This window comes from Enterococcus sp. AZ079 (genome assembly GCF_050547255.1).
Lineage (GTDB): Bacteria > Bacillota > Bacilli > Lactobacillales > Enterococcaceae > Enterococcus_D > Enterococcus_D casseliflavus.
This window is the reverse complement of sequence record NZ_CP172955.1, coordinates 1,092,288-1,115,578: the sequence shown is the minus strand read 5'-3', so window position 1 is coordinate 1,115,578 and position 23,291 is coordinate 1,092,288. Positions and strand designations below refer to the sequence as shown.

The 23,291-nt window shown below is 38.2% G+C and carries 23 protein-coding genes; 2 read left to right on the top strand and 21 right to left on the bottom strand.

What is annotated here, in order from left to right; genetic code table 11:
• Positions 1–8: 8 nt before the first annotated feature.
• The 8 genes from IGJ15_RS05525 to IGJ15_RS05490 form a co-directional block, all read right to left on the bottom strand.
• A complete protein-coding gene (locus tag IGJ15_RS05525) occupies positions 9–1,916 on the bottom strand; it encodes an ABC-F family ATP-binding cassette domain-containing protein (RefSeq protein WP_121260955.1) in 1,908 nt (635 codons plus the stop codon).
• 203 nt (positions 1,917–2,119) lie between these two features.
• Positions 2,120–4,156 carry a cation:proton antiporter gene (locus tag IGJ15_RS05520; RefSeq protein ID WP_005229585.1) on the bottom strand — a complete coding sequence of 679 codons (2,037 nt, stop codon included), beginning with the start codon at positions 4,154–4,156 and terminating at the stop codon, positions 2,120–2,122.
• A gap of 3 nt (positions 4,157–4,159) precedes the next feature.
• Entirely contained in the window at positions 4,160–4,441 is a 282-nt protein-coding gene (locus tag IGJ15_RS05515; RefSeq protein WP_010749375.1) for a hypothetical protein, read from the bottom strand.
• 188 nt (positions 4,442–4,629) lie between these two features.
• Positions 4,630–6,750 carry a peptidoglycan D,D-transpeptidase FtsI family protein gene (locus tag IGJ15_RS05510; protein WP_430599331.1) on the bottom strand — a complete coding sequence of 707 codons (2,121 nt, stop codon included), beginning with the start codon at positions 6,748–6,750 and terminating at the stop codon, positions 4,630–4,632.
• A gap of 407 nt (positions 6,751–7,157) precedes the next feature.
• Positions 7,158–8,183 (bottom strand): LCP family protein, encoded by a 1,026-nt coding sequence (locus IGJ15_RS05505; protein WP_074535133.1) that lies wholly within the window; start codon positions 8,181–8,183, stop codon positions 7,158–7,160.
• Positions 8,184–8,437: 254 nt separating this feature from the next.
• Positions 8,438–8,638, bottom strand: coding sequence for a cold-shock protein (locus tag IGJ15_RS05500; protein WP_005229578.1), 201 nt, complete (start codon positions 8,636–8,638; stop codon positions 8,438–8,440).
• A 141-nt stretch (positions 8,639–8,779) separates the two neighbouring features.
• On the bottom strand, positions 8,780–9,385 hold the full coding sequence (locus IGJ15_RS05495) for a superoxide dismutase (protein WP_060792203.1): 606 nt from the start codon (positions 9,383–9,385) through the stop codon (positions 8,780–8,782).
• Positions 9,386–9,460: 75 nt separating this feature from the next.
• Positions 9,461–9,904, bottom strand: a complete 444-nt coding sequence (locus IGJ15_RS05490; protein ID WP_010749371.1) for a GtrA family protein — start codon at positions 9,902–9,904, stop codon at positions 9,461–9,463.
• A 132-nt stretch (positions 9,905–10,036) separates the two neighbouring features.
• Here IGJ15_RS05490 and IGJ15_RS05485 point away from each other — a divergent pair, with 132 nt between their 5' ends.
• Positions 10,037–10,846 (top strand): DUF1189 family protein, encoded by an 810-nt coding sequence (locus tag IGJ15_RS05485; protein WP_231434831.1) that lies wholly within the window; start codon positions 10,037–10,039, stop codon positions 10,844–10,846.
• 26 nt (positions 10,847–10,872) lie between these two features.
• Positions 10,873–11,868, top strand: coding sequence for a phosphoglycerate dehydrogenase (locus tag IGJ15_RS05480; protein WP_121262294.1), 996 nt, complete (start codon positions 10,873–10,875; stop codon positions 11,866–11,868).
• Between the two features lie 64 nt (positions 11,869–11,932).
• Here IGJ15_RS05480 and IGJ15_RS05475 read toward each other — a convergent pair whose 3' ends face one another.
• From IGJ15_RS05475 to IGJ15_RS05415, 13 genes are all read right to left on the bottom strand, one after another.
• Positions 11,933–12,877, bottom strand: coding sequence for a glycosyltransferase family 2 protein (locus IGJ15_RS05475; RefSeq protein ID WP_162985184.1), 945 nt, complete (start codon positions 12,875–12,877; stop codon positions 11,933–11,935).
• A 57-nt stretch (positions 12,878–12,934) separates the two neighbouring features.
• A complete protein-coding gene (locus tag IGJ15_RS05470) occupies positions 12,935–13,234 on the bottom strand; it encodes a HesB/YadR/YfhF family protein (RefSeq protein WP_005229567.1) in 300 nt (99 codons plus the stop codon).
• Between the two features lie 11 nt (positions 13,235–13,245).
• A complete protein-coding gene (locus tag IGJ15_RS05465; protein WP_005229566.1) occupies positions 13,246–13,911 on the bottom strand; it encodes a potassium channel family protein in 666 nt (221 codons plus the stop codon).
• 86 nt (positions 13,912–13,997) lie between these two features.
• On the bottom strand, positions 13,998–14,627 hold the full coding sequence (locus IGJ15_RS05460; protein WP_005236913.1) for a response regulator transcription factor: 630 nt from the start codon (positions 14,625–14,627) through the stop codon (positions 13,998–14,000).
• A gap of 3 nt (positions 14,628–14,630) precedes the next feature.
• Positions 14,631–15,698, bottom strand: coding sequence for a sensor histidine kinase (locus IGJ15_RS05455; RefSeq protein WP_201689550.1), 1,068 nt, complete (start codon positions 15,696–15,698; stop codon positions 14,631–14,633).
• Positions 15,695–16,426 (bottom strand): cell wall-active antibiotics response protein LiaF, encoded by a 732-nt coding sequence (liaF, locus tag IGJ15_RS05450; protein WP_010749367.1) that lies wholly within the window; start codon positions 16,424–16,426, stop codon positions 15,695–15,697. Before liaF ends, IGJ15_RS05455 begins: the two co-directional genes overlap by 4 nt.
• A gap of 152 nt (positions 16,427–16,578) precedes the next feature.
• On the bottom strand, positions 16,579–17,058 hold the full coding sequence (greA, locus tag IGJ15_RS05445) for a transcription elongation factor GreA (RefSeq protein ID WP_005229556.1): 480 nt from the start codon (positions 17,056–17,058) through the stop codon (positions 16,579–16,581).
• A 115-nt stretch (positions 17,059–17,173) separates the two neighbouring features.
• Positions 17,174–18,517, bottom strand: coding sequence for an endolytic transglycosylase MltG (gene mltG, locus IGJ15_RS05440; RefSeq protein WP_231434832.1), 1,344 nt, complete (start codon positions 18,515–18,517; stop codon positions 17,174–17,176).
• A 61-nt stretch (positions 18,518–18,578) separates the two neighbouring features.
• Positions 18,579–20,111 (bottom strand): lipopolysaccharide biosynthesis protein, encoded by a 1,533-nt coding sequence (locus IGJ15_RS05435; protein ID WP_010749364.1) that lies wholly within the window; start codon positions 20,109–20,111, stop codon positions 18,579–18,581.
• 88 nt (positions 20,112–20,199) lie between these two features.
• Positions 20,200–21,306, bottom strand: coding sequence for a glycosyltransferase (locus IGJ15_RS05430; protein WP_060792199.1), 1,107 nt, complete (start codon positions 21,304–21,306; stop codon positions 20,200–20,202).
• Positions 21,303–21,659 (bottom strand): DUF2304 domain-containing protein, encoded by a 357-nt coding sequence (locus tag IGJ15_RS05425; RefSeq protein ID WP_060792198.1) that lies wholly within the window; start codon positions 21,657–21,659, stop codon positions 21,303–21,305. Before IGJ15_RS05425 ends, IGJ15_RS05430 begins: the two co-directional genes overlap by 4 nt.
• A gap of 1 nt (position 21,660) precedes the next feature.
• On the bottom strand, positions 21,661–22,437 hold the full coding sequence (locus tag IGJ15_RS05420; RefSeq protein ID WP_051095375.1) for a glycosyltransferase family 2 protein: 777 nt from the start codon (positions 22,435–22,437) through the stop codon (positions 21,661–21,663).
• A complete protein-coding gene (locus IGJ15_RS05415; RefSeq protein ID WP_060792197.1) occupies positions 22,406–23,188 on the bottom strand; it encodes a glycosyltransferase family 2 protein in 783 nt (260 codons plus the stop codon). Before IGJ15_RS05415 ends, IGJ15_RS05420 begins: the two co-directional genes overlap by 32 nt.
• Between the last annotated feature and the right edge of the window lie 103 nt (positions 23,189–23,291).

The window sequence follows — 23,291 nt, the reverse complement described above, 5'->3', positions numbered from 1 at the left end:
CCTTTACTCTACACAAATTCGCTCAAATATTCCCAACGATCCATTTTTTCTGCCAGTTGCGTTTCAACCTCGCTGATTTCTTGCTGTAATTTTTGCAGCTTAGTAAAGTCCGCGCCTTGATGATTCATTTCTTCGGTCAAAGCGGCTGCTTTTTCTTCTAATGCCGCGATATCATCTTCAATCGTCGCCCACTCTTTTTGTTCCATATAACTCAGTTTCTTTTTGACAGGCGCTGCAGCAGACGCCTCACTTTCAGCAGAAAGTGAATCGGTTTTTGTTTCTTTTGCCTCTAGTACACTCGAACTAGCTTTATTGGTGTTGGCTGCTAGATATTCATTGATGGAACCAAAGTAGGACGTAATCCTGCCATTTCCTTCGAAGATCAGCAATTTTTGGGCAACTTTATCTAAAAAGTAGCGGTCATGGGAAACCGTGATGACTGCACCTGGAAATGTTTCCAAATAACTTTCCAAAATCGTCAAGGTATCAATATCCAAATCGTTGGTCGGTTCATCTAACAAGAGAACATTTGGCTGTCCAATCAATAGCTTGAGTAAAAATAGTCGTCGTTTTTCCCCGCCAGACAGCTTGCCGATCTTGGTGCCATGCATGGATCGCGGAAACAAAAACTGTTCCAGCATTTCTGCGACACTGACTTGGGAGCCATCCACTTTTTGCACTTCCTCGGCCGCTTCTTGCAAATAAGCAATCATTCGCTGATCAGGGTTCATCGCTTCAATCGTTTGCGTATAATAAGCCATTTTCACAGTCACGCCCATCGTACGCTCTCCTTCTTCTAAAGGCAGGCGTCCAGCTAAAATATTGAGCAACGTTGATTTACCCGCTCCGTTTTCTCCTGTGATCCCTAAGCGTTCTCTTGATTGAATCAACAAATCAAAGTGAGACAAAATCGTTTTGTTTTCAATCTGATAACTCGCATCTTTTAGCTCTAAGACTTGTTTGCCTAAGCGTGTCGTAGCAACATCGATGGCCACTTCGCCGTTCCGTTTTACTTGATGTAGGTTTTCTTTTAAATCATCGAAACGATCGATCCGGGCCTGTTGTTTCGTTGTACGGGCCTTCGCACCAGTGCGAATCCAAGCCAACTCATGTTTGTACAACTGCTTGCGCTTGTCTTCTTGCGTCTCCTCCACACGTTCTCTTTCTGCTCGAGCATGAAGATACGTCTCGTAATTGCCCTGATATTCATGTAGCTTACCAAAGGACAATTCAAAGATCCGATTAACGACTCGATCCAAAAAGTAGCGATCATGGGTCACCATCAATAATGCACCCCGATAATTTTTTAGATAGCCTTCCAACCATTGAATCGCATCATAATCTAAGTGGTTAGTCGGTTCATCCAATAACAACAGGTCTGGTTCATCGATCAATACTTGAGCCATAGCTACTCGTTTCTTTTGACCTCCAGATAATTCACTGACCTTTTTTTCTAACTCATTGATCCCAAGTTTTTGTAAAATGATCTTGGCAGTTGTATCTGTATTCCAAGCATCGGCTTTATTCATCGCTTCTTCTGCCAACTGATAATTCCGTTGCGTTTGTTGATCCAAGCCATTATTCTCTAAGGCAATCAGCGCTTTTTCATAGTCACGAACAACGCGAATCAGCGGACTGGTGCCTTGAAAAACAGCATCTACAACAGATAATTCTTCTTGTAACTGATTGTCTTGAGTCAAGAAACCGATGCGATAATCTTGGGCGGCAAATACCGTTTGGCGATCGCCATCACCGCGATCCAAACCGGCCAAGATCCGTAACAAACTCGATTTACCCGTGCCATTGACACCGATCAAACCGATTCGATCTTTTTCATGTATCAGAAAAGAAAGCTGATCAAACAGTGTTTTTTCACCATATGTTTTGGTTAATTCACTTACTTTTAATTCTTTCACAGAATCCCTCCTGAGTTTTTTCTTCGCTCATTGTACCACATTTCATCAGCGGAAACGATGAGAGAAAAAAATCAATTTTTGTAAAAAAAGAATGCCTTCGTCAGTCTACTCCTTCTGATCATCGCTGTTGATCATCTTTTAGGAATAACCTGACGAAGACACTCCATAAAACGTGCCTCAAGTTGTGCGCCTCTTGAGACGTATTATCGGCGAAACATTCGCTGCTTCGGCTGTTCTTCTGCTCGAGACATCGCATACGATTCTAACAGATTGACATTGCGTCGGTATTCATTTGCAGAAATCGTTGAGATTTTTTCCGCCACTTCATATTCATCGATCGTCTTGCGCTCAAGGTAATAGCCCCAAAGGACTTTCTTAACAAAAATCGGGTCTTGCTCGATCATGATCGTTTCAATGAAATTGCTGTGTTCAAATCGTTTGATGCTCATTTCTCGTTGACGAATAAAGAAATTGATCAGCGAGGAATCATAGACATCTTCTAAATTGCTCAAACTATGAAAAATATATTCACTGTTCTTTAAGTAAATTTTTTGTACTTCAGAAATGTCTCGTTGCTTCAAGGCAGCTTTTAGCTGCTGCTGTCGCTGTAAAAACAAGCGAGGATGAATCAAAATACGGATAAATCGCTGAATAAAGAAGAGCCAAAAACTAAAGAATGAGAGAATTTGTTTTGCGAGGGAATGCTGTTGCTGAGAAATAAACCGTGAATAAAAACGGTAGCCATTTAAGCTGACTTTCCCATTTCGATAAGCTTCATCCAAGCCGTCTTGTTCGATCGATAGGATCAATCCTTGAATTTCTTGGATTTCTTGTTTTTCTGAATCAGTCAAACTATTGCGATACAACTCCCAGCGCCGATTTTCATAGGAATTGATGACAGCATCGATCGCTAAACGGCCTTTATCCGAGAGTTCTTGCTTTTCTTCTGCTTCCAATTGTTCGATGACGTCTTCTAAGATCAGCAAGTGATTGAAGTCGACGCTTTCGGCAGCTTCCCCATCTGCCAAGTATGGCAAGACCATCACGCTGATGATCAATGTCAGTAAGATCACACAAGCGGTCAAAAACAGAAGCAAGCCTCTTTCATGAAAGGGTGCATCATGCACCATCACAGGCAAAATAAAGATGGCTGCCAAACTGACTGTTCCCTTGACTCCGCCAAAAGTCAACAAGGCGACTTGATTCATTGATACTTGTTTTTTTGACTGTAAAAACCAATAGTAAAACAACAAAAAGAGAAAACGAACAAGGAAGATCACCGCCGTGATCACCAAAATCGTAATCACTAGATGCCAGTTTGCATAATTATTGCTCTCCCAGATTGGTGAAAATACTTGTGACAACTCGATTCCTAGAAAAAGAAACACCAATGCATTCAATGTAAAGACAATGGTCGACCAAGTACTTTCTGAAATGTTCGCCAGCTCTGCATCAAACAATGAGATCCGGCGTTTTCTTTGGGCTTGGGCTACACCTGCCACAACTGCTGCGATAATCCCTGAGACGCCAATCATTTCTGCCAGCAAATAGGCTGCAAATGGCAAGAGCAGTTCAATCAATAAGTATACTGTGACATCTTGTGCCGAGATTTTTTCAATAAAGCGCAAAATTCGGCGTTTCAGCCACACGATCAAGTAACCGACAAGCCCGCCGCCGATACTAGAGAATAGGAGCTGGAACCCTGCGTTGGCTGCTGAAAAGCTCCCGGTGGTCAAAGCTACGATAGCAAACTGCAATGCGGTAACCCCTGAAGCATCGTTCAGTAAGCCCTCGCCTTCCAGAATGTGCATAATGTTTTTGGAAATTTTCAAACGTTTTGCTAATGAGGAGACTGCCACTGCATCAGTTGGTCCTAACGCAGCACCAAAAGCGAAACAAGCAGCCAGAGGAATCGTGGGCATCAACCAATGGAGCGTTCCGCCGACAGCAAACAGTGTCATTAAAACGCCGCCAAAAGCCAAAAACAATACGATCTTGCTGTTTTTGAGGATTTCAGGTACATCTGCTCGTTCTCCTTCACGAAACAGCAATGGTCCAATGATCATTACTAAAAACATTTCCGGTTCAAAAGCGATTTCCTGTCCCATTTCTGTTAAACCTAGTAAAATTCCTAAGATGATTTGAATAAAAAAGATCGGTACCGAGGGTAATATTTTGCTCGCCACATTTGATAACGTGACGAGAATTGCAATGATAATGACGAGTTCAATAAATTCCATCCATTACCCTCTTTTCTTTCGAATAGCTAATAACAGCTCAAGAAAATCTTCTTTTTTCAAAAGGATCTTATCGTTTAAAAGATCTAACTCCTTTTCGTTATTTTCAATTTCGCATTGGACACGCCGTGATTCCAAGCGGTAAAGATCGTGTTTCATTCGCTCAAATTTACGAAAAAGCAATGGATTTTTCCGTTGCAAGTACTCACGAATCTCTTTTTTTTCAGCTGGTGTAAATTGTCCCAACTGTTTCATCAGTTCTTGTTTGCTTAAACATTCCTTGTTCATGATTGTGCTTTGGGCCCCTTTTATTATCAGTTTATCTTTTTATTTATCGTATAAATCAAAATTATCTCTTGACCGCTAGTATTCTAAGCCAATCATTCAAAAATAGCAAGCCTTTCTCACTAAAAGATGATTTTCTATCCGCATTCTTATAAACTAAAAAAACCGCAGCTTTCACTGCGATTTTTTGTTTATTTCATATACAAGTCGTAATAAGCATCCATGATCTCTTTCGCGATTTGAATATTTGGATGCGTATCGGTGTCTCCTTTTAATTGAGGCATCACGATCGCAATCGCAATATCCGCATCACTACTTGGACCGTAGGCAACGATGTTTAAGTTAACTAAGCTGATGGTATTGCCATTACTATCCACGATGGGTGTTTCGGCAGTACCTGTTTTGGCAGAGACTTCCATTTTCGCAGAAGCCAAGCCTTTGGCAGTTGCCCAAGCATCCGTTCCATGAACCGCATCGTAAAAACCATTTTGGATAATTTGCATTTGCGCATCTGATAAACCAACCTCGTTCAATACCGTTGGTTCGATGTCCTCAATCAGCGAACCTAGTCCGCCTGTTTCATCATTGTCGTAGATTCCGTCAACGATGTGAGGCTGCAATCTTTTGCCACCATTAGCAACAGTTGCTGCATATTGTGCCAGTTGCAGTGTCGTATAAGTATCAAACTGGCCGAATGCTAAGTCGAGGATCTTTCCGCCATCACTGACAGGATCCATGTTCTCAATGGATGTGCTGATACCAGTTGCTTCTCCTGGTAAATCGATACCTGTTTCAGTTCCCATACCAAAAGAGGCAAAAGAGGAACGGAGTTTTTCGTAGACATCCCCTTGACGATCCACTGTTGGAATCGAGATGCCTGACTGATAATTGATGCCCATCAAACGTAAAGCGACTTGCATCATATAGGAGTTAGAAGAAACTTCCAATGACTGCTCCGCAGAAAGATTGCGATTATTTGCCCCAGTTGGGTTGAAAATAGAGGCTTTTACATCGGAGCCGATTCTGATTGGTTGATCCAGCAGCACTTCGTTGCCGTTTAAGACGCCATTTTCCCAACCGGCAGCCAAGGTTCCTGCTTTGACGACGGACCCTGGTACAAAGGAATTAATAAAGGTACCAATGGCATTTTCCTGCATTTCATTTGATCCCGTGTCATGATGATACCCGGACATGGAAAGGACACCGCCGGTTTTCGGATTTAACGCCACTGCGTATACCCCTGGGGAATACTCTGCAGCACCAGAATCAATCAGTTTTTGAAAATTGTCTTGCAAAATCTTGTCAACTTTCGCTTGAAATTCAGCATCGAGTGTTAAAACCAGATTATCCCCCTTTGCGCCTGCAAAGGTTTCTTTTTGACTTTCAATATTGTTGTTGTTGTCAAGCGATATTTCAGAGATGGATTTTGTTCCTTGTAAAACTTCTTCATATTGCTGTTCTAAATAACTACGTCCAACGCGATCATTACGTGCGTAACCTTTTTCTAAGAATTCGTCTAGAACTTCTTCAGGTATTCCTTGTTCTTCACTAGTCACCGTTCCGATCAAACTAGCCAGAGAACTTCCTTCAACGATCTTTCGTGTCCAATCGGTCCCGGTGGAGATTCCTGGTAAATCGACCATGTTTTCAGCAACAACTGCCAATTCTTGGTCAGACACATCCGACGTCTTAATAAAGACCGTACTCAAGGATTGTGCGCTGTTCATCCGCTTGAAAATCGTGGCTGCTTCTAATTCGGCATCGGAAAAATTGATTTCTTCTTCAGTCACTTTCTCAACGGTTGCCGCATATTGTTCAGAAGTACCTAAAGAACGCTCTTCATCACTCAATCGTTCAGTTGTTTTTTCAAGATTGTCTTCATCTGCCAACCAAAAGTCCTTAAGATCTCGATCAGACAAGTTTTTGTCGACTGGCATTTCGATCAACTCGCTCAATTTTTTGGCCGTTTCTAAAAGATCTTGAGCGGTCATTTTGTTTCCACGGGTAAAAGTGATTGCTGCATTGGCTTGATTTTCCACTAAAGCTTTCCCAGAAGCATCGTAAATCATACCCCGAGGGGCACTTCCTTTTACTTCCACTACAGATGAAGCTTTCAATTGCTGCTCAATATTTTCGCCATTGACGATCTGTAGATAGCCTAATTGGACAATCAATGATACAAACAAAGCAAATATAATAAAAAACAAAAAGTTCAATCGAAATGGAACATGAGATTTGCGATACGATTTGGCCTTTGGTTCTTCTGGCCCCTTACGTATCCCTTGGACAACTTTATCTTTCAAATTCTTCATCTCATCTATCCTTCCAATCTATAATGACTACTGTCCTATTTTACCAAAAAATTCGATCTGAAACAGAAAAAACAAAAAATATCCATTAATCCTTAGAAAAAACTATAAAAACTCAACGATATCTGCCTGAATGTTTCACAGATAGATTGTTTCATTTTCACTCTTTCATGAAAAAATTGTTTTTTTAAGCTTTCTTCTGTTTTTTCATTTGTTGATTTCGTGAAACAAGATATACATTTCAGTTTTTGTGGAAAACTAGATCGATTGAAGCGATGGGATCTTTCATATAAACGAAAAATCGACACACAAGCAGTTGCCCATGTATCGATTCCGCTATCCTATCAAACAGTTGAAGGAGATGTGTAAAGCGACACACCCTCAAATGATCGAAAGACAGCTATATGGTTTTATTCACTCGCATCCTCACCATCGGAAAACACTGCACTGTCATCATAGAACTGATAGTTCACATAGCCTTGCGTATGTTCATCTCCTTGTGAAAGCTGATTGTTTGGAGGGAGGGCCAGTTGTTCTCTGAGTGTATTTTGCATGTGTAAGAGCTGATTGACCCCTAAAAGCTGATAGTAGACATCATTCAACATTTGCCCTTCCCCTTGCAGCTGCTCTTGATGAATCGTCGTAAAAGCCGGTAAATAGTTTTTTCCGATATCCAGCATATCGTCCCATGTCAGATCCGTCTTTGAATTTTTCTCAACTGCTTTTAATATTTTCTGATAATTATTGACTCCGTCCAAACTCATTATTTTTTTTAGAATTTTTGTTACGACCTCACGTTGTCTTTTCTGCCGACCAATATCTCCTTCTGGGTCTTCTTTACGCATGCGTGCATAAGCTAGACCAGTTTTCCCATTTAAAGTGATTTTTCCTTTTGGAACATGAACCCCCTCTAGCGTAAAGTCGATATCATTCGTTACTTTGATCCCACCAACTGCATCAATCAAATCTCTCAGGCCTTGCATGTTGATTGTCACATAATGATCAATCGGTATATCCAAAAGATTTTCCACAGAATCCATTGCCATGGCTTCTCCGCCAAAAGCATATGCGTGATTTAACTTATCTAGCGTTCCATACCCGACGATTTGAGTAAATATATCCCTATCCAAGCTAACAATCGTAGATTGCTTTTTTTCTGGATTTACTGTAACAACCATCATGCTGTCTGAACGGCCTTGTTCGGTCCTTCCTAAAGCTCCGGTATCAATTCCTAGTAACAAGATGGAAAAAGGTTCTCTTTTTTCAATGTTGACAGTTTCTGAACGCCTTTTTGTTTTTCGATCTACTGGTTTAGAAATATGTTCAAAAGTTGAACTTGTATCTTTATAAACTTGCAAGCCGTACACAGTTAATCCGATAATTCCCAGGACTAAAATCCCTAATGTTCCTATTACTATTCTTTGATATTTTCGCATCTTGCACCTCGTCCGATAAAAATAACAATCGACTAAATTTTCGCATAATTTATATCATACAGCAATCTCATTTGTTATAAAACTTTTGTTTTAATAAAAATGTAATGTAAATGAAACAAAACGAAAGTATCCCTCACTTGAAGGAAAGAAATAATTTTCTCATTCTTTTCCTTCATGGTTTTGCCAGAAACTAGCTAGGACGAAAAAAACCTTGCTTAGCTGCAAGGTTTTCAGTCGATTCTGTAATTAAGTAATTAGACTTTGGTTACTTCCGCTGCCTGCGGTCCGCGGGCACCTTCAACGATCGTAAATTCAACTTCTTGTCCTTCTTCAAGCGATTTAAAACCATCTCCTTGAATGGCAGAGAAGTGAACAAATACATCATCGCCACCATCAACTGTAATAAAACCAAACCCTTTTTCGTTGTTGAACCATTTTACTTTCCCATGTTCCATAGTGTGTAAAGCCTCCAATAATTATAATCCGACGATTCCGTCGATTTCATTATAGCGGAATATGTAAGCGTTAGCAATAACGAAATTTCTTTCCATCAACAAAAAAGAAGCCCTTAGACAGGCTTCTTCCTAATAGTTTGATTAAGCTTTTGCGAAATATTCGTTCACTTTATCCCAGTTAACAACACTCCAGAAAGCATTGATGTACTCTGGACGAACATTTTTATATTTTAAGTAATACGCATGTTCCCAAACATCTAAACCTAAAACAGGTGTTTGACCATCCATCAATGGTGAATCTTGATTCGCTGTTGAAGTGATTGCTAGTTTACCGTCTTTAACGACTAACCATGCCCAACCTGAACCAAAACGTCCAGTTGCAGCAGTTTTAAATTCTTCTTTAAAGTCTTCAAAGCTGCCGAATGTTTCTTCAATTGCCTCTTTGATCGCCCCAGTAGGTTCGCCACCAGCATTTGGGCCTAAGATTTCCCAGAAGAACGTGTGGTTAGCATGGCCGCCGCCATTGTTGCGAACCGCTGTTTGAATATCTTCAGGTACAGAAGAAAAGTCTGCTAATAATTCTTCAACTGTTTTTTCACCTAATTCAGGATGTTTTTCAATCGCTGCATTTAAGTTTGTTACATAAGTGTTGTGGTGTTTATCATGATGCAAATGCATCGTTTCTTCATCAATATATGGTTCCAATGCATCGTATGCGTAAGGTAAATCTGGTAATGTGTAAGTCATAAAAAAATCCTCCTCAATGATAATGTTTACATAAGTAACATTATCAGACTATCAGACTTTGTTCAAAAAATATGCTTACTTTTTCTCACTTTTTTTCGTATTGAAAATCAAAAATTTACTAAATACATAATTTGCCAAAACAACAACGACTTGGGTGACCAGCTTGGCAACAAGATCGCCGGTAGCTAAAACTGAGATAAAGAAATACATACAGAGCATGTCCAAGCCTAATGATATAACGCGAAAAAAAATGAACTTTCCAAATGCCGCCCAAGACTCTTGCTTCGTTTTTGTTTTTGCTTCGAAGACCCATAACTTATTTGTAAAGTAAGCGAATAAAACTGAAGCGATCCAAGAAATCACATTCGCTGTCTGGTAATAAAAACCAAACCCTTCACGAAAAATAAGATAGACGACAATATTGACTACGGTGGTCAAACCACCAAAAAATAAATACGTGAGTGGCTCCCACAGTTTTTTTTGTTGTAAGATTTGTTTGTATTCAATTAACTTTTGCATACATATGCCTACTTTCATTACTTTATTTACTTATTCAATAGATATTTGGCTCTTTTTTTGTGAATTCCTTGTAATCCTAAGAACCCTTCGTTACAATTACTCTAGTTATACCACAAAGGAGTTTATCAGCAAATGACTATCGTCCAACTATTTAAAATTGCTTTTTTTCGAATACCAGAACTAAAATTCGTCAAAAAAGCAGAGTTTTCCAAAGTGATCGTTTTTCTATTAGGTGCAGCCGTGATGATGGCTTTGCCAATTACCATCAATGTCTTAGGCGTCTTTCGTGATGTGCAAGCAGATGGACAAAAAATCGGAGAAACAATTCCTGATTTCACGATCGAAAATGGACAGCTTTCTGCCGCTCCAAATACGCAAGGATTCATCTATCAAACCGATTCGATCATCTTTACTTTTGATCCTGATGGCAATCGTACACCAGCGGATATTGCATCTGATGTCACCGGCTCGGTGATCGCAGTAGGTTTGTTAAAAGATCAGCTGGTCATTCGTATCCCTTCTTCTGGTTTCTCAACGTCTATGTTAGACTCAAACCAATTAGAATTTGATTATAGTGAACCAGCACTGCGTAGTCTTAACGGTCAGGCGATTCGTGAAACCTTATCCAACCAAGCGATCCCATGGCTGATAAAAATCATTGTCTTTTTTGTCGCCTTATATCCCACGTTTGTCAGCTTACTGATCACCTTAATCATGGGAACCTTTATTGCAACGATCTATACGAAATTGAAGCTATTCTCTTATACCTTTTTCGAAAATTTAAAGATTCTCATTGTCTGTGCTGCATTGCCTACACTCATTAGTGTTATTGTACAACTAGCGCTGCCTTCCTTTGATGCTACCACCTTTATTTTGTTTGGTTCCCTATTCTTATTTACACAAGGTGTCAAAGATTCCCCAAAAATACAATTAAAAAAATGATCTATGCCATGTTCAATTCATTGAACATGGCTTTTTTCTCATTCTTTGCTACACTTAAGATACAAGGAGGCTTGGCAATGAAAAAAATAATCTTAGCCACTCGCAACTTTCGCGACACTTATGTGGAACAAATGGAAAAAGACTATCAATTTCTCGTGTACTCAAAGGACCAAGCAATTGATTGGTCACAAGTAGAAATCACTATCGGTTGGAAACCAGCATGGAACGAACACCTGTTAACCGAAAAAACAAATTTGAAATGGGTCCAAGCGATTTCGGCTGGTGTGGACACCTTGCCATTAAAAGAGTTTGCAAAATACGACATTCTCTTATCAAATGGCAGTGGCATCCACGCAGAATCGATTACAGACCATTTATTGGCTTTGCTCTTTATGGAAAACCGCGGGATTTTCCAAGCAATCCAACAACAAAGAAAACAACAATGGGCACCGGATACGATTCCTTATGCAAAGCTATCTGATCAAGAGATTTTGATCGTTGGTACGGGACAAATAGGCCAAAGATTAGCCAAAGCATTAACCTTTTTTGGTGTACATCCGATTGGCATTAATACAAGCGGCCATGAGGTGGCGGGTATTGAAAAAACGTTTGCGTTATCTGACTTACACGATTGCGCAAAAACCGCCGATTGCATCATCAATATTCTTCCACTGACAGAAGAAACCACACATTTGTATGAGGAAGCCTTCTTTGCACAAATGAAGCCTTCCGCTTCATTTTATAATGTCGGTCGCGGTCCTAGCGTGGATACTGCCGCATTAACAAAGGCTTTAGAGAAAAAGCAGCTGGCATTTGCCGCACTAGATGTTTTTGAAGAGGAACCTCTACCAGAAAATGATCCGCTATGGCATACCGAAAACCTGTTGATTACTCCTCATATCTCAGGACACACGCCCCATTTTCAAAAGGCATTTATGGATATTTTCTTAGCGAATTTCCAACAATTTTTAACGAAACAAGAACTTGTAAAAAATGAGATAAACTTAAATAAGGGATACTAACAAATTCTTTCCACAAAAAAAGTGTACAGTTGAAGGCAGCCCCTTCAGATTGTACACTTTTATTTTATCGTAGTTTTTCTTGGTCTTTTTCGGTTTCTTTCAAGAAGTACAAAGGTCTATTTTTAGTCTCTAAGAAAATTTTTCCAATATACTTGCCGATGATCCCTAAACAAAGCAATTGCAAACCACCAACAAATAAAAAGATACTGACCATTGAAGGCCACCCTGATGTCGGATCTCCAAAAATAAAGGTTCTTATCACAATAAAGATCAAAGCAATCAGAGAACCAAAACAGGAAAGCGCACCAATAAACGAGGCGATATTCAAAGGCGTATCTGAAAAGTTGACGATACCGTCAATCGAATATTGGAATAACTTCCAAAATGACCAGGACGTCTCACCCGCTACCCTTTCCCGATTCTCATAGGCGATGTATTCAGTGTCAAACCCAACCCAGCTGAAGATCCCTTTTGAAAAGCGATTGTACTCTGACAGCTGTAAAACCGCGTCAACCATATTTCGACGCATCAAACGAAAATCTCGCGCACCGTTTACCATTTCGGTATCGGCAATTTTGTTGATGATGTTATAGAACGAGTTCGAAAAAAAACTGCGAATCTTTGGCTCACCTTTTCTATCGGCACGTCTCGTCCCCACACAGTCAAGCTCTGGTTTACTTCTTAGCAAAGCAAACATTTCAGGTAGTAATGACGGCGGATCTTGTAAATCTGCATCCATTACAGTGACAAAATCGCCTCTAGCAGCTTGTAGCCCCGCATAAAGAGCAGCTTCTTTGCCAAAGTTTCTCGAAAAAGATAGATAGCGAACACTTTTAGGGTGGGCGTGATACAAGTCTCTTAAAACAGACAGAGTTTGATCTGAAGACCCGTCATTAACAAAAATATATTCAAAAGGCATATTTAAGTGTTTCTTCACTTTTTCTGTTTCTTCAAAGAAAATCGGCAAGCTTGCCTCTTCATTAAAACAAGGTACAACAATTGATAACATCGGTTTCATCTCCTAGAGCCAATCGTGGGAAATCGGTCAGCTGGGACCGAATCCACATTATTTTTTATCTTCGCTAAAATCATATTTCGGTTCATCTAACGTTTCATCATAGTCCACAGTTAGATCATAGCCTTTGAAAAACCATTCGTCTGCTTCATCAATAAAAAAAAGCAAGCCATCAATGGTTTGTTCGACGATCGGACGTTCTGGTTTATCCACTGACATTCCCACGGAAAATCCGTCATGCACTTGTGTTTTGCCATAAATTTTTCCGAAAAAACGAATCCCGCTTCCTTGGTCTACCACCAATTCTTTTTTAAACCATTGCATTGCTTCAGGACTTATTGTTAAGTTCATTTTCTTCACTCCTAATCATTCATATGTTCATCAAGTATATCTACATCATCTGTATTACCGATCACGAGTAAATTGTCATTTTCACGCACGATCGCCTCTGCATCAGGCGAAACGATCACTTGTCCTGGTCCCCGACGAATCGCAACGACTGTCAAACCATACTTTTGTCGAAAATTCAGCTCAATCAGGGATTTATTGAAAAAGCGTGGATTGGACACACGAATTTCTGCTAGAGAAAATTCATCAGATAGTTCAATATAATCTAAAATATTTTTGGAAACTAGATTATGGGCGATGCGAATCCCCATGTCACGTTCGGGATGGACGACACGGTCTGCGCCGAGTTTTTCCAGTACACGGGCATGGTATTCGTTTTGGGCTTTCGCTAAGATATTAGGAACACCCATTTCTTTAACCATCAGTGTGACCAATATACTGGCTTGAATATCCTCACCAATCGCAACAATGACATGGTCAAAGTTACGGATACCCAATGAACGTAACGTCATCTCATCTTGTGCGTTGCCGACCACCGCATGGGTGGCGATATTCATGTACTCATTGACACGATCTTCGTTGCTATCGATCGCCAGTACTTCTTGTCCAGATTCAATCAACGTGCGACAAATACTGCCACCAAAACGGCCCAGACCGATTATTGCATAATTTTGCTTCACCACAAACGCTCCTTTTTTACCAGATCATAATTTAGTATAACAAAAACCTCCTCTGCTTGCCATGAGGAGGTATGATTATTAAGATTTTATTTTATCAAACCATGTTTAAAAGCATATATCGTAGCTTGTGTACGATCTTCTACTTCTAATTTTGATAAGATATTTGACACATGTGTCTTCACTGTTTTCAGCGTAATGAAGAGTGAATCCGCAATCTCTTGATTGCTCTTTCCTTCGGCGATCAACAGTAACACTTCTTGTTCCCGATTGGTCAAATCTTCATGTAGGATCGGTGTCCGATTCGTCAAACGATCCATCATTTTCGTGGTGACTTCGGGTTCTAAGACCCGCTCTCCTCGCTGGGTTGCACGAATGGCTTCCGCAATCTCATGAGCAGTAGACGTCTTTAACAGGTAACCTGCCGCACCCGCTTCAATAGCAGGATAGACTTTTTCGTCATCAATAAAACTAGTGACAATAATGATTTTTGCTTCGGGCCAATCATTTAAAATCAATTTCGTAGATTCGATCCCATCCATTTCATCCATCACCAAATCCATCAAAATCACATCTGGACGTAATTCCAATGCCTTTTCATACCCGACTCGACCATTTTCCGCTTCCCCAATTACTTCTATATCATCTTGAATCGATAGATAAGAAGAGACTCCCAGACGAACCATTTCATGGTCATCAACTAACAACACTTTAATCATACCTTATGCCTCCTTCAACAGTGGAACTTTAATTTCAATACTGGTTCCTTGATTTTTAAAACTAATAATTTTCAACGTTCCGCCAACGGCACTTACCCGTTCTCGGATATTCATCAAGCCATAGCTGCCGGCCTTTTGATCTTGTGGATCAAAGCCAACACCGTCATCGATCACCCGCAACAACACGTTATTATCAATGCGATGCAAGTAAACTTCCAACTCATTAGCCTTGGCGTGACGCAGTGTATTAGATAAGAGTTCTTGGATCACACGAAAGAGTTGATCTTCAATCGAACTAGGCATCGTAAAGTCTTCAATATCCCAAGTCAATAGAATTTTGATTTTGGTCTCTAATTCTTTTAACAATTGCTCGATTCCTTGCTTTAGACTCTTCCCTTCCAAAGTAACAGGTCGTAGATGAAGCAAGAGCGCTCGCATTTCAGATTGCGAAGCATTGATAATGTCTGTGACCATAGCTAACTGTTTCTTTTGGCTTTCTGGCGCATCTGTTCGAATCGCTTGCTCATTTAGTGCAGACATCATCATCATGGCGGCAAACAGCTGTTGAGAAACAGAGTCGTGCAATTCACGAGCCAGACGCTGCCTTTCTGCTTCTAAAATCTCTTCTTTCGTCTGACCATCAACAAACTGCGGTTTCGCATTCAATTGCTGTAATTCCATCGACATCTGTTTCATCTTCGATTGGATACTGGCAATATCACGATCCACATTCGCAATCAAATGGTTTTCAGACGCATGGGGGATTTTTGTTTCCAATAAAGGACTATCGATATAGCCACTGGCTAACAGTCTTAACTTTTCTTCCACCGGACCGTATTGACGGTTGCGAAAAAAAGAAGTCAGTAAAAAGACAGCTAAAGCAATCAATGCAGATATTACAAGTAAGTGAAAGACGATTGGGATAAAGAAGAGCTTGATTTGAAAGACTTCAATCAGCCAATTATTTTTCCCACTGGCATACAAATAGGAAAACAGCATCAAAATCATGGTAAAAAAACTTGCTAATCCTGCATAAAAAGCGATCATGCCTCTTGAAAATTTCCCGATCATACCCGAATCACCTCAACATCACCAACAAGGGTATTCGTCAAGATTTTCAAACGCCGACTATTTTCGCCATAATCAGGGCTGTAGATCGTCACTTTTTCATTTTTCAAGCTCGTTTCTTCGCCTTCAAAGATAACGGAGCCAATAAAAGTACTGTGCTCTAATTTGATCGCTATACCAGCAGGCACTAAAATACGAGTTCTGCCAAAGCCTTTTCGTACGATCACGACGTTTTCTTTCTTAGGCAATAAAGTGTTGCCTAGATCGATGAAAGTGTCTCCCGTCAAGATATCTAAATTGATATCGTCCCATTCATAGACTTGACTGCCGATCCGTTCATTGCCTAACCATTGCTGCTTTTGTTTCAGTGGATGATCAGCTTTGGGTTCTTCAGTTTCAACGATAATCATTTGTTTTTTGCGCCAGAACGAATTTTTAGTTAAGTCGATTCCGGTAATCTCGACTCCTTTTAAACCAATAAATAAAATCGCAAAAATCAGCATCAGCCACAGTGCTGGACTATTTAACAAACTGATCAAAATAGCAATGGAACTTGAGACCATCAAGAAATTTTTAAAATTGCTCTTGCGCTCACTTCGGTTCACAAGGACCAAGCACGTCACACCAAGTATTAATAAAAATAATAATGGCGGATTAGATAAAATTTGCCATACCGCAAAAAGCAGTAAGAGCGCTTCAACAATAAAGAAAAAACGCCAAGGACTTTTCATTCAAGCTCCTCCTCTTAGTAATTCTACTCTATCATACCTGAAAAAAATGGTTTGTCCATCCGTCGCTGGTCCGAAAAAAGACCCTGTTTGATCAAATTCCCTAAAGGAGAATGAACAACAGGGTCAACTAGATTGATCGAGTGATCAAGCAATTAGCTTTTCTTTACTTCTGTGATTCTTACTTGCATATCTCCGCCTGGCGTTGAGATCGTCACTTCATCATTGACTTTTTTCCCAATCAAGGCACGAGCGATTGGTGAATCATTGGAAATTTTACCAGAAAATGGATCTGCTTCAGCACTACCGACGATCATGTACTCTTCTTCGTCACCATCAGGCAACTCAACAAAAATAACTGTTTTTCCGATGGAAACTTCATCAGAGTCTACACCCTCATTATCAATGATCTCTGCAAAACGAATCATATTTTCTAAAGTAGTGATTCGGCCTTCGACAAACGCTTGTTCATCTTTAGCAGACTCATACTCTGAGTTTTCGGATAAATCGCCAAAACTGCGGGCTACCTTGATACGTTCAATGATTTCGCCGCGTTTTACCGTTTTCAATTCTTCTAATTCTTGTTCTAGCTTTTCTTTTCCTTCAAGTGTCATTGGGTAAACTTTTTCTACCATAGTTCTTTTCTCCTTTTAGTAACTTCTAATAAATCGCAAAAGGTAATCTTTTGCGATGAGTCCACAAAAGATTACCATGCTTTTTTTTAAATGTAAACTATAAACCTATGAAAATTTAATTTGAGGTATTGTTTACATATTGTTCCACTAATTGCATATGCTGTTCATAGGTTTCCGCAAAGTAAACTTCTTGGGTTTGAATGTCAGCAACGAAATAATAGTAGTTGTTCGGTGTTGGATCTAAGACCGCTTGGATCGCTGCTTCACTTGGATTGTTGAATGGTCCAGGTCCGTAGCCAGTATGCACATAGAGATTATAAGGAGAGTCAACTTGAGTGTCCTCATAAGTAACTAGCTCTTTGTGCTCACCTAACGCGTATAGAATCGAAATATCCGATTGCAGCGGCATATCAATCGCTAAACGATTGAAGAATACCTGTGCGATATTTTTACGATCTTCTAGCTTACTACCCTCTTTCTCAACAAGTGATGCCAAAGTAAGGACTTCTTGAACCGTCATTTCTTTTTGAGCGATTTGATCGAAATATTTTGACAAGACTGAATTTGATTTATCCACCATTTGGGTAACGACTTCTTCTAGGGTATTTCCCGTATAGTAGTCGTAAGTTGCTGGGAACAAGTATCCTTCTAGTCGGTAACGCACACCTTGCGCATCGCCGGCACTTGCTAAAAGCTCAGGATAGGTTTCTTTCATTTTTTCAAAGAACTCATCGCTTTCCATCAAAGCTAAGAAATCGTCTTTCGAGATATTCGTTGCTTCCGCTAGAGCATCACCGATTTGATCAACATCAAATCCTTCTGGAATCGTCACTTTTGCATCAGAGGTGACCGAGCCCTCGCCATTTTGCAACTGCTCACTTATCGCTTCCAGTGTCATATTTGGTGAAAAATGATATGTTCCTGCTTGAAAGCCCGTCAGATTATTAAATTTTGTGTAATAATTAAAAATCATTCCACTTTTAATAATGTTCTCATCCTCTAAGATTTCACCAATTGCTTTATTCGAAGAACCGCTTGGAATAACAATCGTCACCATCTCAGTATCATCGGGATCTAATGGCTGCAAACTTGAAGTAACATATCGATAAGCTGAGAAACCTAATATTCCGCCGATTACTAAGAAAACAAGAACAACAATCAACACGATCTTATTAACTATTTTGTCTTCCTTGCTGCGCTGCAATCTGCGTTGGTTTTTCCCCGTTAAATCGTCATTATTTGGGTCTATTTTATTATTGTGACCAAAAGCTTTACTTTGGCTTCTAGAGCCTTTTTCTTTCTCTGTGCTTTCTTTATTCGACCGAGAAATGATTGATTGACGCTCTTCTTGCTGAGAATTCAATTCGCTTCCTATATCCCGTTCTTTGTTTTGGTTTGACTCTAAAGACTTTAAAACTTCGTCTTTAAACGATTTTTCTGGATGCTGTTGTTTAGACAAAACAACTCCTCCTTAAATTCTTCTTAATTAAATGATATCACTAGTGAAACTGTTTTAGAAATTAATTATGTTTTTTTCTTAAAACAAGGTGTAGGAACCAACGAAATTCTCTTCGTTTAATATTAATAGCAATAAATGAAGATATTAATATTGTACTTGTGATTAAAATTTGGAGAATAAAACCTTGAAATCCTCTAAGCTCTGATGTCAATAGAGCTGTTACAATTGCCAATATTAAGCCTATTACTGTTGTGCCATAATTTTTAACAGCTAATATTGCAAACTTTTTAAACGGTTCAGAAAAACCATGTTTGTATAAAACATATGGTTCAAACCAACATGAAATCGTTATGCTGGATATGATGGTTCCTAACAAAACCCCATCAACGCCTAGATGGAACACTGTGATGAAAAGTATAGAAAGTCCCAAATTCACTATAGATTCGAAAACCGGTTTATACTTCTGGTACCATGCCAATCCATAAGCATCAATAAAGCTAAGCGCACTTTTCCTCGAAATTGTTATAGAAAAATTTAAAACAATTAATATTACTGTAAAAAAACTAAACGTAAATTTACTGCCAAGCCAAAGAATAATAAATGGGTTAAACAACACAATCAAATAGAAACTACAAAAGTAGCCGATAGAATGAACAAAAAAAAGATGATTTTCAAACATACGCACTGAATCTGAACGGGAACCAGTTATTCCGACGTTTCCAATTGTAGCGGTCATTGAATTAATAATCTGATTGATTAAATTTGTAACGGAAGTAACTATTAACGTGTAGTTCACATACATTCCTACTTGAGATAAACCTATAAAAATTGAAATAAGGATGTTGTCAGTTCCGTTAACAACCATAGTTCCTATTTTATTGGTAAATTGACCAATTGTGTTTTTCTTTATTTCAGATTTTAAATTTTGCGGCAACTGTGTATCACTGGGTTTATCCTTAAGATAAGGAAACTTTTTATCCGCTATAAAAGAAATACTTAGATTAGCAGCTATCGTACTTAAAAGTTGAAAGATCAGATACGCAGTAAAGCTACTATATAGCATTATAGCAAAACAACTTGAGATTTGAAACATCATCCAATATAAAAAGTCATTTGAAGCTACTATATAGTTCTTTTGATCTGCTATAATTATACTTCTTTTATAAGTGAAGAAATATGACACTACTGTATTTGATAAAAACAATAAATAATACAAATACAGATGATCAATCTGAGCAGAACTATCTACGATAAAGGGTAAAAAAGGGATTAGAACGAGCCCTAGTCCTGCAATTATTAAGCCAATCAAAGTATATATTTTTTTATAAAATTTCATCAGAATTTTCACTAGTTCGACTTCATTTTCCGCTAAAGGTTTATAAAGCGAAAAAATCAAGGCAGGTCCTATCCCTAGCTCAGCAACAGATAGAACCATCAAAATATTACTTATTACACCATTGAATCCCAGTATTTCAACACCTAAGAATTTAATAAAAAGAGTTCTTGTAACAAAACTCATAATCATCTGAATTACAAAAATAACTCCAGTGATAAATGAGTTCTTAAATAAGTTTTTTGTTTGATTATTTTCCATTAGAATCCTTTCAACTAAATAAATTTTATTTTCTTTACTCAATATCTCGCTGATTGAACCATTGGATAGCAAACCAACAAAGTAAAATTTATTTTCTTTTAGTCTCTCGTTCTTTTAAATAATCCACCACAGGCTGAAACGTTTTTTCAAACGTATAGTTTGACTTACCATATTTGTATATGAAGTTTGTCAGTTCTTTCTTCGACATGTTTTTTCTCAAAGAATCATACCATTCAACGACTTTTTCAATATCTAGCGGTGTATCGTCATTGGGAATTTTGTAATAAAAAGATAAATTTTCTGAATCCAGCTCTGTTTTAACCCCTGATATAATAGGTAAACCTTTTGCTAAATATTCCTTTCCTTTTAAACTACTATTATAAAAAACACCCGATCTATGACGAGCCAAAGAGTCAATTCCAATATCTGCTGTCTGATAAAATCGATCTAAATCGGAAAATGCTATTCTACCATGAAACGTAACCTTGTCTTCTAATTGATATTTTTTAACCAATTGTTCATATTCTTTAAGCACAGGACCATCACCAACTAGTTGAAACTGAATCTGGCGTTGTGATTTACTTGATTGATAATAATTATTCAACCCTTCGATGACTCTATCATAACCATGGTAAAAGCATAGCGCAGCTACGCCTAAGAGTTGTATTGAATCACTCGAACATTTAATTAATGGCGGACGCTCCGGAAAGTCGTATGCATTTGAAATATTTAAGCATGGAATATCATAGATTTTTTTATCGTCGGAATAAGTAACGAACAAATCAACATACAATTTCAACTTAGGAACCCATAATTTTTCTTTGCTTTTTATAATCCATTTAAGCAAACCCTTGAATTCATTTATGTAAGGATATGTCGGAATTTCCATAATAATAAGAATCTGCGGATTCTGTAATTTTATTTTAGTTAATAAGTCAATAACACTTTTGTCTAAGACGGCGCCTTTTCTTATATAAACAAAGTCATATTCAATCCAATTAATATTATCAGACATAAAATATTGTTTAGAAAAAAATGGGATAACATTGCGAATTAGGTGAAATATATTTCTCTTGGGATTAATCGCCTTATATATAGTAAAATTGTTCTTTTCAAATTCTTCGATTTGTTTATAGATTTTTTTCTCTATACCACCAGCATGCGATAAATCTTGCGATAGATATACGCCTCTCATTGTTTCTCCTTTTTTAATTTATTTATTTCATGTTTTAAAAGTGACAATTGCTGTGTCAATGTTTTAATTTGACGTTGGGTATTTATCAAGGCAATACTGCTTGTTAAAGCAATAAATAACAAAAAAGCAGTTAATGTAAACAATGCTAATGAAGTCAGTGTGGTGATACCAAATGAGTGAGCAATTTTTGTTCCTAAACTGGGAAACAAAGCGCCAAAAATCATGATTACGCTTAAAAATAACCACTTATTCATTTGTCTGACTTCTGCATGATCTTTCCGAATTAAAAATATCGTTAACAATAAAAAACCAATTGCTAAAAAAATAGCAATTATTTGGAGCTGTATTGGCATATTACTTATCCTCCCTCTCAATCAAAGAAGCAATCAATATAGAGATCGAAACATTAAACATATAGGCAACTGAGTCCAACAAATGAATGCTTGATTTCCCACTAGTCCTCTCAAACATTCTAACGCCGACTTCTTTTACTCTAATGTTTTTCGCAATTAAATGCATATAACTCTCAGGTTCTGGATATTGACTTGGGTATCTACTAACAAATTGTTCTATAACTTTTCTGTTGCCCGCTCGATAACCGCTTGTAACATCCTTTATTCTTAGACCAGTCAGCATATAAATTAAATTGGATAAAATTTTTATTCCTGCCTGCCTGGCACCAGTGGATTTAAAACTAGATTTACTATCAGAAACAAATCTTGAACCAACAGTAAAATCAGCTACGTCATTTATGAGAGGCTCTATCAAATTAGGTAGACTTTGAATATCATGCTGTCCATCCCCATCAAACTGAACAGCGATGTCGTAATCATTTTCTAAAGCATAAATGTACCCGGTCTGAACTGCTCCACCAATACCAAGATTATTAACAAGTTCAACATGGTTGATATCATTTTTTCGAAGGATTTCTTCTTCATTGTCAGTTGAGCCGTCGTTTATTACAATGTAATCAAGGATATATTTATAATTTTTTCTATAATCATTTACTTTGCGGATAACATCTTCAATACCGTCCGCCTCATTATAGGCTGGAATGATTAACAATATTTTGGGATTCAATTTTATCTCATCCTTATTTTCATAGTTGATTGCTCTTTTGGTTATTAACATAATATTTCATCAATAACTTCGCAATAGTCTTTCCCCAGTAACGTTGGTACAATTCGTATTCCTCAGCTTCTCTTGTCTTTGAAACTGTATTAACCGTTGTTTCTGATTCTGAGTGGATACGATGATACATCAAACGTTCAGGAATGTATAATATTTCTCCATGGCGCTTCATTATGCGTTCCCAAGCATCCCAATCAACCGCCATTCTTAAAGATTCATTAAAAGAAAAATCTTTTAACCGATCTAAATCATATGATACAGCTGGGCAACATATAAAATTACCAAAAGCATATATTCTGCGCTGATATTTCTTGTATGGCAACAAACTCAGTAAATGCAATCCGAAGGTCTTTATTTTCAAATTAACATTCCGTTCTCTTATGTTGTCTTGCTCATCAATTTCTTCATAATCACAAAATACTATATTAAGATTATTGTTTTCTTCGAAAGAATTCAATATTTTTTCTCCATAGTTTGACAAGTAGAGATCGTCTTGATGAATAATTGTCGCATATCTTGTTTCTACCACAGACAAAGCATTGTTCCAATCCTTTCCAATACTGCCTCCCTCTTTTATAAATAAAGGGATCCCATATTGTCCAGAAATTTTCTTTATATATTCGTTTGGCGTGCTTGTGTACATTATTATCTTGGAATTATTATTTAAAACACTCGTCTGATTCTTACAAGATTCAATACATTTTATTAAAAATGGCGATTCCTTATATGCACAAATTACAAAGGTATGCATTCTCTTCCCCTTTCCTATTCTAGAGCTGCCGCTACAAACTCAATCTTTAAAATTATACTCGACTTCTAAATAAATCTCAATAATCAAATAAAATATATAACCT